16 protein-coding genes, 1 tRNA gene, 1 other RNA gene and 2 pseudogenes are annotated in these 12,696 nt (G+C 68.7%); 9 read left to right on the forward strand and 11 right to left on the reverse strand.

From position 1 onward, the window contains the following. The coding region (locus GJ634_RS15590) for a hypothetical protein (protein ID WP_197425495.1) at positions 1-218 on the forward strand (218 nt) is incomplete at its 5' end. Here GJ634_RS15590 and GJ634_RS10865 read toward each other — a convergent pair. Next, positions 219-1,007 carry a TrmB family transcriptional regulator gene (locus tag GJ634_RS10865; protein WP_157502810.1) on the reverse strand — a complete coding sequence of 263 codons (789 nt, stop codon included), beginning with the start codon at positions 1,005-1,007 and terminating at the stop codon, positions 219-221. 374 nt (positions 1,008-1,381) lie between these two features. Between GJ634_RS10865 and GJ634_RS10870 the strand changes: the two genes are divergently transcribed. Then, positions 1,382-2,188 carry a TrmB family transcriptional regulator gene (locus GJ634_RS10870; RefSeq protein WP_157502811.1) on the forward strand — a complete coding sequence of 269 codons (807 nt, stop codon included), beginning with the start codon at positions 1,382-1,384 and terminating at the stop codon, positions 2,186-2,188. Positions 2,189-2,195: 7 nt separating this feature from the next. Here GJ634_RS10870 and GJ634_RS10875 read toward each other — a convergent pair whose 3' ends face one another. Then, positions 2,196-2,510 carry a hypothetical protein gene (locus tag GJ634_RS10875; RefSeq protein WP_157502812.1) on the reverse strand — a complete coding sequence of 105 codons (315 nt, stop codon included), beginning with the start codon at positions 2,508-2,510 and terminating at the stop codon, positions 2,196-2,198. Between the two features lie 251 nt (positions 2,511-2,761). Between GJ634_RS10875 and GJ634_RS10880 the strand changes: the two genes are divergently transcribed. Then, positions 2,762-3,196: a type IV pilin gene (locus tag GJ634_RS10880; protein WP_157502813.1), complete on the forward strand. Its 435-nt coding sequence runs from the start codon at positions 2,762-2,764 to the stop codon at positions 3,194-3,196. Between the two features lie 265 nt (positions 3,197-3,461). On the opposite strand, the gene GJ634_RS10885 is transcribed toward GJ634_RS10880, so the two are convergent. Then, positions 3,462-3,536, reverse strand: a tRNA-Arg gene (locus GJ634_RS10885). 107 nt (positions 3,537-3,643) lie between these two features. Between GJ634_RS10885 and GJ634_RS10890 the strand changes: the two are divergent. The 3 genes and pseudogenes from GJ634_RS10890 to GJ634_RS10900 all read left to right on the forward strand — a co-directional run bounded on the left by GJ634_RS10890 (position 3,644) and on the right by GJ634_RS10900 (position 5,694). Next, positions 3,644-4,484: pseudogene (locus tag GJ634_RS10890) on the forward strand (geranylgeranylglycerol-phosphate geranylgeranyltransferase). 120 nt (positions 4,485-4,604) lie between these two features. Continuing rightward, the gene (locus tag GJ634_RS10895; RefSeq protein WP_157502814.1) at positions 4,605-5,252 is read left to right on the forward strand and encodes an ATPase domain-containing protein; all 648 of its coding nucleotides are present in this window, start codon (positions 4,605-4,607) and stop codon (positions 5,250-5,252) included. Between the two features lie 31 nt (positions 5,253-5,283). After that, complete coding sequence (locus GJ634_RS10900; protein ID WP_157502815.1) at positions 5,284-5,694, forward strand: CoA-binding protein; 411 nt, start codon at positions 5,284-5,286, stop codon at positions 5,692-5,694. A 3-nt stretch (positions 5,695-5,697) separates the two neighbouring features. Here the strand turns inward: GJ634_RS10900 and GJ634_RS10905 are convergent, their stop codons facing one another. The 3 genes from GJ634_RS10905 to GJ634_RS10915 all read right to left on the reverse strand — a co-directional run bounded on the left by GJ634_RS10905 (position 5,698) and on the right by GJ634_RS10915 (position 7,739). Then, the gene (locus GJ634_RS10905; RefSeq protein ID WP_157502816.1) at positions 5,698-6,351 is read right to left on the reverse strand and encodes an AIM24 family protein; all 654 of its coding nucleotides are present in this window, start codon (positions 6,349-6,351) and stop codon (positions 5,698-5,700) included. A gap of 80 nt (positions 6,352-6,431) precedes the next feature. Beyond that, positions 6,432-7,412: a PLP-dependent cysteine synthase family protein gene (locus tag GJ634_RS10910; protein WP_157502817.1), complete on the reverse strand. Its 981-nt coding sequence runs from the start codon at positions 7,410-7,412 to the stop codon at positions 6,432-6,434. Positions 7,413-7,439: 27 nt separating this feature from the next. Next, positions 7,440-7,739 carry a DUF5798 family protein gene (locus tag GJ634_RS10915; protein WP_157502818.1) on the reverse strand — a complete coding sequence of 100 codons (300 nt, stop codon included), beginning with the start codon at positions 7,737-7,739 and terminating at the stop codon, positions 7,440-7,442. A 147-nt stretch (positions 7,740-7,886) separates the two neighbouring features. On the opposite strand from GJ634_RS10915, the gene ffs reads away from it, so the two are divergent. Beyond that, an RNA gene (ffs, locus tag GJ634_RS10920) (signal recognition particle sRNA) lies at positions 7,887-8,199 on the forward strand. A 140-nt stretch (positions 8,200-8,339) separates the two neighbouring features. Here ffs and GJ634_RS10925 read toward each other — a convergent pair. The 5 genes from GJ634_RS10925 to GJ634_RS10945 all read right to left on the reverse strand — a co-directional run bounded on the left by GJ634_RS10925 (position 8,340) and on the right by GJ634_RS10945 (position 11,370). Then, a complete protein-coding gene (locus tag GJ634_RS10925; RefSeq protein WP_157502819.1) occupies positions 8,340-8,990 on the reverse strand; it encodes a hypothetical protein in 651 nt (216 codons plus the stop codon). Beyond that, positions 8,983-9,861, reverse strand: a complete 879-nt coding sequence (locus GJ634_RS10930; RefSeq protein WP_157502820.1) for a GAF domain-containing protein — start codon at positions 9,859-9,861, stop codon at positions 8,983-8,985. The genes GJ634_RS10925 and GJ634_RS10930 overlap by 8 nt, the downstream gene beginning before the upstream one ends. Before the next feature lie 64 nt (positions 9,862-9,925). Then, complete coding sequence (locus GJ634_RS10935; RefSeq protein WP_157502821.1) at positions 9,926-10,795, reverse strand: mechanosensitive ion channel family protein; 870 nt, start codon at positions 10,793-10,795, stop codon at positions 9,926-9,928. Next, positions 10,795-11,037 (reverse strand): YhbY family RNA-binding protein, encoded by a 243-nt coding sequence (locus tag GJ634_RS10940; RefSeq protein WP_157502822.1) that lies wholly within the window; start codon positions 11,035-11,037, stop codon positions 10,795-10,797. The genes GJ634_RS10935 and GJ634_RS10940 overlap by 1 nt, the downstream gene beginning before the upstream one ends. A 57-nt stretch (positions 11,038-11,094) precedes the next feature. After that, a complete protein-coding gene (locus GJ634_RS10945) occupies positions 11,095-11,370 on the reverse strand; it encodes a ribonuclease P protein component 4 (RefSeq protein ID WP_157502823.1) in 276 nt (91 codons plus the stop codon). A gap of 73 nt (positions 11,371-11,443) precedes the next feature. Between GJ634_RS10945 and GJ634_RS10950 the strand changes: the two genes are divergently transcribed. Next, the gene (locus tag GJ634_RS10950) at positions 11,444-12,493 is read left to right on the forward strand and encodes a glycosyltransferase family 4 protein (RefSeq protein ID WP_157502824.1); all 1,050 of its coding nucleotides are present in this window, start codon (positions 11,444-11,446) and stop codon (positions 12,491-12,493) included. 1 nt (position 12,494) lies between these two features. Continuing rightward, positions 12,495-12,696 (forward strand): annotated as a pseudogene (locus GJ634_RS10955) (glycosyltransferase family 4 protein); the annotation flags it as partial.

The raw sequence follows: 12,696 nt of genomic DNA on the forward strand, positions 1-12,696 counted from the left end.
TCGCGCTCGCGCTCGGCGCGTACGGGACGTGGCTGTCAGTCGGCGGCCGCGACCCCCCGGTCAGCGGCGTCGCGATTCACGCGCTCGCCGCGGTCGGCGTGGCAGTGTGGGCCGTCGCGGGCTTCTTCGGGGACGGCGCGCTGCTCACGTTCGCCGCCGCCGGCGCCGTCGCGTGGGGCGGCCTGACCGGGACGGTCCTCGTGCTCGCCACGCGGTAGTCAGTCGTCGTCGAGGCGCCACGTGAAAATCGCCCGCAGCACGACGACGAGGCTGTTCGTCTCCCCGCTCCCCCAGATGGCCGTCTCCGACTCGGGCGTCGTCGGCTGGCCGTTCTCCCCGTCCACGAGCACGCTCACGAGCGTCGTGTCGCCGTCGACCATCATCAGCCGGCCCGCGGGCGTGTCCGACCACATCCACAGCGACTCGAACAGGTCGGCGCTGGGCACCCCCTCCTGGATGCGCTCCTGGACGTCCGGCGACACGCCCGCGAGCTCGATGGTGACCCCGCGGTCCGCCGCGGCCTCGAGGGCGTCGACGACGTCCCCGGTGAGCAGCTCCTCGACGGTCATGTAGACGATGCGGTCCTCGGCGTTCTCGCAGAACTCCACGACGCGCTCGGTCACCGTCTTCCGGCCGGAGACCGTCCAGACGCCGCGCTGTTCCTCCGACTGCTCGACGGGCTGAAGCTCGTCCAGGGCGGCCTGGAGTTCGTCCGCGCGGTACTGCCACTCGCGTTCGACCTTCCGGCCCGTCGTCGCGGCGGAGATGGCCCAGAACTCCTTCGGCGTCGACTGCTGGACGTCGACGAGCCCGTGGGACTGGAGCTCGTCGACGGCGTCGTAGACCCGCGTCCGCGGGACGTCCGCGACCCGGCTGACGTCCTTCGCGGTGCCGGTGCCGAGGCCGGCGAGCGCGACGAACGTCCGCGCGGCGTACGTGCTCAGGCCGAACTGTTCGAGTCGTTCGATGGCGACGTCGCGCGCCTCCTCGGGTGTATCAAAACTCATGAGAGTGCGTCCCCGCTCGCGGAACCCCGCCGCGAGTGGCGGGGCTGGCACGCGCCTCCGTGGTTGGGACACTGAGACGTCGCGTGCCACTCTACCTATTGAACGCCCCCGTATAATGAATTTATGATTAACTGGGTTACTCAACTCACTCGCTAATCTAGCCACAGTGGCAGGGTATAGAAGGTAGGTAAATCTGTAACTGGAAACGTCACAAACGAATCGCTCGGCACCTGCGTCGGCGGCCGCACTGTCATATGCTGGGGTGTTCCCGGTCTGACCGCTCACTCGAACGTACGACCGTAGTGACAACGCCTATCCGTCCCACACTGCTATTTTTCCGGAAGCCCCGGCTGGCCGGGGGATGGTTGGGACACATGACAACGAACGAGCACGCCGAGGAGGCCGCCGACCTCCTCCAGGAACTCGGCTTGAAGGAGTACGAAGCGAAGTGCTTCGTCGGACTGACGCGAGTGCCGACGGGCACGGCGAAGAAACTCAGCGAGATCACCGACGTCCCGCGGACGCGCATCTACGACGCGATTCGCGTCCTCGAAGCGCAGGGGCTGGTCGAGATCCAGCACTCCAGCCCCCAGCAGTTCCGCGCGGTCCCGCTGGAGGAGGCGACGGAGACGCTGCGCGAGCAGTACGAGTCCCGCGTCGAGCGGCTCCGCGGCGCGCTCGAGTCCGTCGACGACGTCGACAGCGAGGCGAAGTCACCCGTCCAGGAGGTGTGGACGCTGAGCGGCCAGACCGCGATCGCGACTCGCGCGAACAAGCTCGTCGAGGACGCCACCGACGAGGTCGTGCTCGTCGTCGGCGACGACTCCGTGCTGACCGAGGAGCTCGTCGACCGGCTGAACGACACGGCCGCGGACGTCGCCATCGGCGCCGTCTCGACGGCCGCCCAGACCGAGATTCAGGACGCGGTGCCGGACGCCACGACGTTCACCTCGGGGCTGGAGTGGCTCCGCGGCGAGAACGACCCGGACCACGACGTCGCCATCGGGCGACTGATGCTCGTCGACCGGTCGTCGTTCCTCGTGAGCTCCATCATGCCGGACTCGCACTCCGAGCAAGCCATCTTCGGCACCGGCGTCGGCAACGGTCTCGTCGTCGTCGCGCGCCGGCTCATCGCGCAGGGCCTCCTCCCGAGCCGCGACCCCGGACAGGGCGACGCGTAGCCGCCCTTCAGAGGTCGGTCTGGACGTCGACGATGGTCTTCGCGGTCTCGAAGATGTCGTCGGCGTCGAGGAACGCCTCCACGGAGTCGAACTCCGCGGGCTCGGTCGGAATCTGGAGTTCGAGCTCGTCGGCGTCGAGGTCGCCGGTGATGCGCGCCAGCGACTGCGTGCCGCCGGACTGCACGTGAATCACCGCGTTCACGGTTCCGTCGTCGACCTGCACGTGTCGAATCTCGAGCGGGCCGTCCTGCCCGCCGTCGGCGTAGTGGACCACCGCGGGCACCGCGTCCATCTGGACGAGTTTCGTGCCGAGTGTCGCCATACTCGAGTACGCGCCGTACTGCCGGAAAAGCCACGCGACTCTAGGGGCGGCCTACTCGCGCCCATCGCGGTCGAGCGCTCGATTCCGCGTTCACCCCGCTCCGGTCGTCTATTCGTTCTGATATGCACGGAAGTCAGACGCCCGTCTTTCTCGTGTTAGGTGAGCTATACCCTGCCGCAGAGGATTTATTACGACTGGTGGCAATTTGAGTCCAAGCGCTGACCACTCGTGTCAAGCGTGTGACTACAACCATGGAAATCAGCTTCGAAATTCCTGACAAGGACGAACGGGGGGTCTCGCCGGTCATCGGGGTCATCCTGATGGTCGCGATTACAGTGATTCTGGCCGCGGTCATCGCTAGCTTCGTGCTCGGCTTCGGTGACAGCGTGAGCGAGAACGTGCAGGCCGGCGCGGACATCAGTGAGAACGACGACGGCACCGCGACAGTGACGTGGATCAGCGAGGGGAACGCTGCCGAACTCAACGTGACGGCAGACGGGCAATCTGAAACCATCTCCGGTGTCGGTGATACGCTCCAAATCTACAATTCGTCAGACCATCCCGACTATACTAGTGGACTTGATGTGAGTAATGGTTCGGTTCAAGTAACCGTCGTCGCAGTCGGTTCGGGGGGCTCCGAGACGGTCGTCACTCAGGAGACCGTCGAGATAGAAGACGCTTCGTAAAACCCAATTTTCGGGTTTAGACGATTTCTACTTCTTCAGCTCGAGTAGCGGAGACGCGTTCTCTGATGCAATTAGATAGACGACGGGCGGGAGCAGCAGGTAAGCCAGCAAATGAGTCAGCACGAACCAACGGTGAGGTAGTAGACGCTGCAGGATTTGCACCACGCCGAGACGGTCGCGCTCACTCCGTTCGCGCGCTGCGACTCGTCTGATTCGAATCCTTCGGCCCAGTTTCGACTCCTCACTTCGTTCGTCGTCAGAAACATGGGCGCTGCAGGATTTGAACCCGCGGCGTCTTGGTCCGAAGCCAAGTGCTCTGTCCAAGCTGAGCTAAGCGCCCGGCACGCTGACGTACACGGAGGCCGGCTTTAAACCCCGTGATTCGGGGCGGGCACGGGTTCGGTCGTACCGCCTCCTTTATTCGGGGTGGTCCGCGTAGGCGTGGGCATGAGCGTGTCGGGGACAGTTCGAGGGCTGGTGGAGCTGACGCGGCCGGTGAACACGGTCGCGGCGGGCGCGCTGACGTTCATCGGGGCGTTCGTCGCCGGCGGGGCGTTCGCGGAGCCGACGGCGACGGCGGCCGCGGTAGGGGCGACGTGGTTCGCGACGGCGGCGGGGATGGCGATAAACGACTACTTCGACCGCGAGGTCGACCGCATCAACAACCCCGAGCGCGCGATTCCGCGCGGGGCGGTGTCGCCGCGGGGGGGCGCTGGCGTTCAGCCTCGTGCTGTTCGCGGGCGCGGTGGTGCTGGCGTGGCTGCTGCCGGCGCTGGCGCTCGCCATCGCGGCGGTGAACCTCGTCGGGCTGGTGACGTACACGACGTTCTTCAAGGGGTTGCCGGGCGCGGGGAACGCGCTGGTGGCGTACCTCGTCGGGAGCACGTTCCTGTTCGGCGCGGCGGCGGTCGGCGACCCGCTCGCGGGCGGCGTGCTCGCGGTGCTGGCGGCGCTGTCGACGTTCACGCGCGAGGTCGTCAAGGACGTCGAGGACGTGGCGGGCGACCGCGAGGAGGGGCTGCGGACGCTGCCCGTCGTAATCGGGGAGCGTCGCGCGCTCGTCCTCGGGACCGTACTGCTCGTGGTCGCGGTGCTGGCGAGCCCGGTGCCGTACCTGTTCGGGACGTTCGGCGTCTGGTACCTCGTCGTCGTGGTGCCCGCGGACGCGGTGATGCTGGCGGCGGCGTACCGGAGCTTCGACGACCCGGAGGCGGGCCAGCAACTCCTGAAGGCCGGGACGTTCGTCGCCGCTGCGGCGTTCGTCGTCGGCCGGCTGGCCGGCCCGTGAACCCGCCAATCAAAAGGAATTTAAGCGAATCAGCATATCTTTCGGGCAGATGAGAACGGGGGAGTACGACTCGTCGACACGCCACCCCCCGGTCGCGGTCGGGACGCGAGGGGTAGCGTAATGTACGAGCTTGGCGCGGTCTTCTCCGACGTGGATCTCGACCCCGGGACCAACATCCTCGTCGAGGGACCGCCGATGAGCGGCAAGCGCGAGCTCGGGTTCGACGTCCTCGCGACCGGCGCTCGGGCGGGCGAGGGCGCCATCGTCGTGTCGACGAAGGACAGCGCCGAGCGCGTCATCGAGGACTTCGCCGACCACGTCGGCGACGCGGAGCCGCTGCTGGGGGTCGTCGACTGCGTCACCAAACAGCAGGGGATGGGGACGGCGACCGAGTCCGAGCTGGTGCGGTACGCGTCCTCGCCGGTCGATTTGACGGGCATCGGGATCGAGCTCTCGGAGCTGCTGCGCGCGCTCTACCAGCAGCGCGGCGTCACCGAGAACCGCATCCTCCTGCACTCGCTGTCGACGCTGCTGATGTACTCGGACCTCCAGACGGTGTTCCGGTTCCTGCACGTGTTCACGGGGCGCGTGCAGTCCGCGGACGCCCTCGGCGTGTTCGTCGTCGACTCCAGCGCGCACGACGAGCAGACGGTGAGCACGCTCAAGCAGCTGTTCGACGGCATCGTGACGATTCGGGAGCGCGAGGACGGCGGCTTCGAGGCGCGGCTGGTCGGCGTCGAGGACGGGACGGACTGGCGGGACCTGTAGCTTTTTCGCCGCGGCCGTCCAACGGATTAGTATGCCCGTGGAATCCGACGCCGAGCTCCGCGAGATTTTGGACTACGAGCACGTCGCGGTCGTCGGCTGTTCATCGACGCCGGGGAAGGCGGCCCACGACATCCCGCAGTACCTCCTCGCCCACGGCTACGACGTGATTCCCGTGAACCCGTACGCCGACGAAATCTTCGGCCGAGAGGCCTACGACTCGCTGGCCGACGTGGACGAACAGGTCGACGTCGTGGACGTGTTCCGGCCGAGCGAGGAGGTCGCCGGCATCGTCGACGAAGCCATCGAGCGCGACGACGTGCAGGTCGTCTGGACGCAGCTCGGCATCGAGGACGACGACGCCGCGCAGCGCGCGGAGGACGCCGGCTTGCGCGTCGTACAGGACAAGTGCATGAAGGTCGAGCACGGCCGGCTGACGGCCTGACCGCTACAGCTGGCTGCCTTCCTCGTTGGGCTGGAGGACGACGAACCCCTCGTCGGCGGTGAACTCCATCTGGACGGACTCCCCGGAGGTCTGGCCGATCTCGAACGCCTTGTTCACGGAGAACGACGGGGAGAGGTCCGCGCTCCACGCGACCGTCGCGTCGGGGTCGGTCTTCACGGGCGGGGTCACGACCAGCGGGTCGCCGTCGGTGGTGATGGCGACCTCGCCGGGGCCCGTGAGATAGACGTTCGTCAGGCCGCCCGCGGCGGCGCCCGAGAGGCTGCCGATGGTGCTGATCTCGTAGTCGACGCCGTCCTCGAAGGCGAGCACGTCGTTGCCGTTCACGGAGATGGACTCGCCGTCGTCGAGGTCCAGCAGCTGGACCTTCTTGCTGCGGTCGGCGACGTAGACGTAGCCGGTTCCCTCCGCGGCCATGATTGGCGTGCCCTCGCTGGTGACGGCTTCCTTCACGAAGCCGGTGAGCCCGCCCTCGGCGCTTGACTTCCCGGTGAAGGTGACGTCGCCGGTGTAGCCGACCATCGAGCCGGCGCGAATCATCGCGGTGCCGTCGACGGGGACGCCGAGGAGGCGGTTGTTCTCCTTCCGGAAGCCGTCGGCGTCGCTGTCGGCGGCCTGTGGGAGGTTCGAGATGTCCATGGGACGGCCGGCTGTTCTCGGGGGACTTGGTTATGCGCTTCGTCGAGTGGCGCGCGCTGCGAACGCGCCCGCTCGCGCGGTCAGCCCTCCCACTCCTCGTAGCTGCCGTAGACGCCCTTCGAGAGGTAGCGCTCGCTGGAGTCCGGGAAGACCGTGACCACGCAGTCGTGGGGCAACTCGAGGTCGCCGGCGGCCGCGCGCTCGGCGACATCGAGCGCGGCGAGGGAGTTCGCGGCGGAACTGGACGCCGCGAGGTGGCCCTCCTCGCGGGCGAGCCGCTGCATCTCGGCGTGGGTGTCCTCGTCGGGAATCTGGGCGACGTCGTCGACGAACTCGGGGTCGAACAGCTCGTTCGTCGACGGGTCGTGGGTGCCGATGCCCTCGGTCTTGTACTCGGCTTCCTCGGCCTCGCGGCCCTTCGTGGTGGCGTACAGCGACCCCTCCGGTTCGACGGCCGTGACGTGCAACTCGGGCACCTGCTCGCGGAGGAACCGGCCGGCGCCCATGAGCGTGCCGGCGGTGCCGCAGCCGGCGACGAGCGCGCCGACCTCGCCGTCGAGCGCCTCGCCGATTTCGGGGCCCGTGGTCTCGTAGTGGGCCTCCGCGTTCAGGGGGTTCGAGAACTGCTGGGGGACGACGGCGTCGTCGAGCTCCTCGGCGAGCTCGTGGGCGCGGTCGATGGCGCCGCCCATCCCGTCCTCGGTGGGCGTGTTGATGACGTCCGCGCCGAGCGCGCGCATCAGCTGCTGTTTCTCGACGCTGAAGCGCTCGGGGACGACGAACACGGCGTCGACGCCGAGCTGGCCGGCGGCGACCGCGAACCCGATGCCGGTGTTGCCCGCCGTCGGCTCGACGACGGTGCCGCCCTCGGGGAGCTCTCCGGAGTCCAGCATCGCATCGAGCATGTACTTCCCGATGCGGTCTTTCACGCTCGCGCCGGGGTTGAACGACTCCAGTTTCGCGTACACCGGGACCTCGTCGGGGGACGCGTGGACGCGCACCAGCGGCGTCTCCCCGACGGTCTCCAGCACCGAGTCCAGCGGCGTCCGGTGGGTGGTCATCTGCCCGGTAATCTTTGCCGGCGTTCTTTAGTCGTTGCCATCCGCGCGCCCGTCGTTCCCCTCGCTGGATTCCACCGCCGGCTCTGGGTCGACGTCGACGTCACTCACGACCGACTCCACGTCGACGCCCTGTTGCTCGGCGAGCGCCTCGACGAGCGCGCGCTGCTCGGCGAGCTCGGTCTCCAGTTCGGCGACGCGGCCGTTCGTGTCCTCGACGGTCCCGGTGAGGTCCTGGACCTGCTCGCGGAGCTTCTCGAAGCGCTCGTAGAGCTTGTCCGCCATCTCCGTCACTTTCTGGAGCTTCTTCGCGGTCGAACCGAATCCCATGGCCGGCAGTAGACGGTCGCCCCGGATGACCGTTTCCCTCGGCAGCGCCGCCAGCGCCCGCCTGCTGCTCGGCCCGCGCCGCCGCTCTCGACACCACACACCACTGTCCCGTCCCGAAAGGCCCTTAAGAGGGAGTCGACTACGTGAAAGTGGACTAGGCCGGGCGGTTTGGCCCCGCCCTCCACCCGCGAGACAGTCATCAGCGGGGGCCGAAATCCGGGGGAGTCCGGTCGACCTGTCCGGGCCCCGGAAGCCAACGTGGAAGCCTCGTCCTTCGGGGACGGCGGTCCGCGGCGCGCGCCTGCAAGGGCGTCGCCGTCGCGGTTCGTCGGTGCCACTCCGTCAGGCACGGAAGTGAGCAGCGGAGCACCGAACGCTCGTCGCTCGGAGGGTCGCGGGGTGGAGAAGGCGACCGGGACTACCCGGGCAGGAACGCCGGGCCACCCCGGCCCGTCCAACCATTCATACGTACCTTTTGCAGCGCTCAGTCGCGACGCTCCTTCGCTTGCAAAAGCTACGCTAAAAGCCTCCTCACTCCAGCCGCGGCTCTGCGAGCCGCGTTAGTCGCTCGTCGGCCAGCGCGCTTCGCGCGCTGTTGTGCTACTCCGTCTGCACGTCGAAGCTCTGCCACTCGCGGGGCTGGTCGGGGATGCCGCGGGTCCGCAGCTCCTGGCCGCTCTCGGTCTCGCGGACGTCGATGCGCGCCGAGCAGAACTGCGTGATGGTGGAGACGGTCTGGTCGTCGTGCATCCCCGGGTCGATGGAGAACACGCCGACGCCGTCGACCGCGTCGATGCGGCCGACGAGCGTGTGCACGAACCGCGAGACGGTCTTCAGGTCGCCGAACGACAGCAGCGTCGACACCGAGAACAGCCCGGTGCGGACGCGGTCGACGCCGGACTCCCGGAACGTCCGGTAGACATCCGAGTACCGCATGCCGATGCCCGTCAGGTCCGAGGGCCCCGACACCGGGAGCACTTGCGCGGGGACGCTCTGGTCGTCGTCGCCGACGCAGTCCAGAATCGCCGCGCGGTCCTCGTCGAGGCGGAAGCCGCTGCGCGCCCAGTCGTCGGCGATGCGGCCCGCGCGCTGGTTCGTGCTGACGAGAATCGACCCCTCGTCGGGCGGCCCGGAGAGCATCCGGAACGAGAGGTGCCGGGTGCCGGCGTGCGACGGCCCGACGACGAGCACGGTCGTCCCGGGGCGAATCGAGCCCAGCGGCAGCCCCTCGAACTCGTAGGCGTCAGTCATCGCCGGCACCTCCCGCGTCGCGGACGCGGCGACGCAGCGACAGCTGTTCCATCGCCTCGTCGCCGAGCAGGGACAGCAGCTCCCGGTCGCGGTCGCCGAACTCGCGGGGCTCGTCGTCGTAGACGCAGAACGTCCCGATTGCGGCGCCGTCGGGCGTGACCAGCGGCGCGCTCGCGTAGAACCGGATGTCCGCGGCCGCCAGCCCCTCGTTGCCCTCGAAGCGCGGGTCCGCCTGCACGTCCTCCACGACGGTGACGTCCTCGTCGAGAATCGCGTACGTGCAGACGGTGTCCTCGCGGTCCATCGGGTCGAAACTGACGCCGTGACAGGAGAGGAACTCCTCGGTGTGGGCGTCGATGACGCCGACCGCGGCGGCGTCGGCGTCGAACAGCGCGGTGGCGAGCTCGGTCAGGCGGTCCAGCGACGCCCCGAGCTCCGCGGGGTCGGCGGCGTACTGCTCGAGCGCGGCGACCCGCGCGGCCTCGTCGTCCGGCAGCGGGTACGCGGTCTGGCTGCGGAACGCGAGCGCGTGCTCGACGACGTCGACGAGCTCGCCGCGGTCCCCGTCCTCCTTCCGCACGTACTCGGCCACGACGGAGCCGAACGCGTCCGTGTCGACGTCGTCCAGCGGCGTCTCGGTGAACAGCACGCAGGCCGCGTCCGGGTGGCGGTCGCGCACCGTCGCCGCGAGCTCGAGACCCGTGCCGTCACCGAAGTCGTGTTCGGTGACCACGCACTCGACGGCGTGCTCGTCGAGCGCGTCCCGCGCCGCCGACAGCGACCCGGCTCCGGCGACGTCGAAGCCGGCGGCTGCGAGCGCGTCAGTCGTGCGTTCGCGGGCTGACGCCGCCGGGTCCACACAGAGAATCATACGCGTCGTACACAATCGGGGTTGGTAAAATTGTCGCGGTCGGCGGCGGCCGCGGTCCGACGCGCTACTCGAGGTGTTCGGTCGCCGGCGACCCCGAGATCTCGACCTCGCCGTCGAGGGTCCGCACCGGGTACGGGATGTCGATGCCCTCCTCGTCGAAGCGCTGCTTGACCGACTGGACGTACTCGCTGCGGGTCTTCACGAAGTCCGACCGCGACGGGTCGTCGATCCAGAACCGCGACTTCAGCCCGACGTAGGAGTCGCCGAGCTCGGTCAGCCGCACCGACACGCCGGGGTCGTCGAGGATGCCGTCGTGGGCCTCGGCCTCCTCGACGATGATTTCCGTGGCGGCGTCGATGTCGTCGTCGTAGCCGATGCCGAAGAGGAACTGCTGGCGGAGCTTCTGCTTCGCCACCGGGTTCTTGATGACGCCGTCGGTGAGGTTCGAGTTCGGCACCGTCAGCAGCTCGTTGTCGAACGTGCGCACGCGGGTGACGCGGAGGCTGACGTCCTCGACGATGCCGGAGTTGCCGTCCCACTCGATCCAGTCGTCGACGCGGAACGGCTCGTCCGTGTAGATGAACACGCCTGCGACGAAGTTCTTGATGACGTCCTGCGTGGCGAGCCCGATGGCGAGCGTCGCGGCCGCCGCGATGGTCGCGAGGCTCGTCAGGAAGTTCCCGTAGCCCGCGAACCCGAACGCCACGGAGATGGCGACGAAGACGACGGCGAAGTTCACGACCCGCTGGAGCGGCTTGCGGGCGTGGGAATCGAGGTTGCGGCGGCGGAGCACGCGGTCGAACAGCGGGCGCACCACGAGCCGCCCGACGAGGTAGACCGCGGCGAACGCCACGACGAAGTAGATGAACTGCGTGATGGCGCCCGCGTACTGCGGGACGAGGTCGCTGACGAACGGGAGCGGGTCCACCGCCATCACTTGTACACCGCCGTGTTGCCGCGCGTCTCGACGACGTCGCCGCCGGCGAGGTCCGCGAGCCGGTCGGCGAGCTCCTCGGTCGACCCCTCGCCGCGCGCCGACCGCAGGAACTTCACTTTCACGACGTCGCGGTCCTCGAGCTGGTCCGAGAGTTCGTCCGCGACCGCGTCGACGCCGGCCTTCCCCACCCAGACCGTCACGTCGGCCTCGTGGGCTTGCTTCGCTAAGTCCTCGCTCATGTTCTACCGACAGTTCAGGCGGCGAGACTTTGAAACTTGTTGCATCGGCCCCGCCGGCTACGCGTACGGGTACCGGGACTGGTGGCCGCAGTCGCAGGTGACGACCACGTGGCCGTCCCGCGTCCGGACGCGGGCGTTCCGCCCGGGAATCAGGTAGGCGTCGCAGGCGTCGCAGGCGAACCGCCGGAACGCCCGGGGGAGCGTGAGCCGGTTGCGCTCCGCGAGCCGGCGCGCCAGCCGGACGTACTCGCGGGCGCGCTCGTCGTCGCCCTCGCGGGCCGCCCGCCGCGCGAGCCGGTGGAGGCGCTCGATTCGCTCCGCCGCGATGGACATATCTACGGGCAGGCGCGGCCCACCGAAGACAGTTCCGGTAGGGTTATCGGCCGCGGTCGGTTTGCCTCCGACGATGCGGGCGCTGAACTACCTCGAACTCGAAGACCGGCTCCGCGGGGGCATCGTGACCGCGACCCGCCAGCAGCGGAAGGCCCTCTCGCGGACCGACGTCGAGGTGGTGGAGACGCCGTGGCGCGCGGGCAACCCCGTGCAGTCGCTGGGGACGCTGTTCGCCGGCGAGGGCTACTTCGAGGAGTACGACCTCGCGCACTGCAACCTCGTCGGGCCGGGCAGCGTCGCGGTCGCCCGGCACGCGAAGCGCAACGACGTCCCGCTCGTGCTGCACGCGCACGTCACGAAGGAGGACTTCGCCGAGTCCTTCCGGGGTTCGTCGACGGTCGCGCCGGCGCTGGAACCCTACCTCCGGTGGTTCTACTCGCAGGCCGACCTCGTGCTCTGCCCGAGCGAGTACACCAGGGGCGTCCTCGAGTCCTACCCCGTGGACGCGCCCATCAAGCAGCTCTCGAACGGCGTCGACGTCGAGAGCCTCGAGGGCTACGACGAGTTCCGCGATGACACCCGGGAGCGATTCGACCTCGACGGCATGGTGGTGTACGCCGTCGGCGAGGTGTTCGAGCGCAAGGGCCTCACGACGTTCTGCGAGCTCGCGAAGGCCACCGACTACGACTTCGCGTGGTTCGGCCCCTACGACGAGGGGCCCCAGGCCGGGAAGGCGACGAAGAAGTGGGTGAACGACCCGCCCGAGAACGTGACGTTCACGGGGTACATGGAGGACAAGCGCGCGGCGTTCGGCGCCGGCGACGTCTACCTCTTCCCCGCGAAAGTCGAGAACCAGGGCATCGCCGTCCTCGAGGCGATGGCCTGCGGGAAGCCCGTCGTCCTCCGGGACATCGACGTGTTCCGGGAGTTCTTCACGGACGGCGAGGACTGCCTCATGTGCTCGACGTTCGCGGAGTTCCGGGACGCCCTCGAGCGGCTCGCCGACGACCCAGAACTCCGGGAGCGCCTCGGCGAGAACGCCCGGGAGACCGCCGAGTCGCACAGCCTCGCCCGCGTCGGCGAGGAGCTCGAAGCGACCTACCGCGAGCTCGTGGAGGCGTAGCGTGACCGGGGAGCTCCCGACCGTCGCGGCGTTCACGGACTCCTACCTGCCGACGGTCAACGGCGTCACGTACACGGTCTCGACGTGGCACGAGCGCTGGCGGGCCCGGGGCGGCGAGATGCCGGTCGTGTTCCCGCACGCGGACTACGACGCCGGCCCGGGGGAGCACAGCGTCCCCAGCCTGCGGTTCCCGTTCTACGACG

The sequence above is a fragment of the Halobacterium sp. CBA1126 genome (assembly GCF_009741975.1).
GTDB lineage: Archaea > Halobacteriota > Halobacteria > Halobacteriales > Halobacteriaceae > Halobacterium.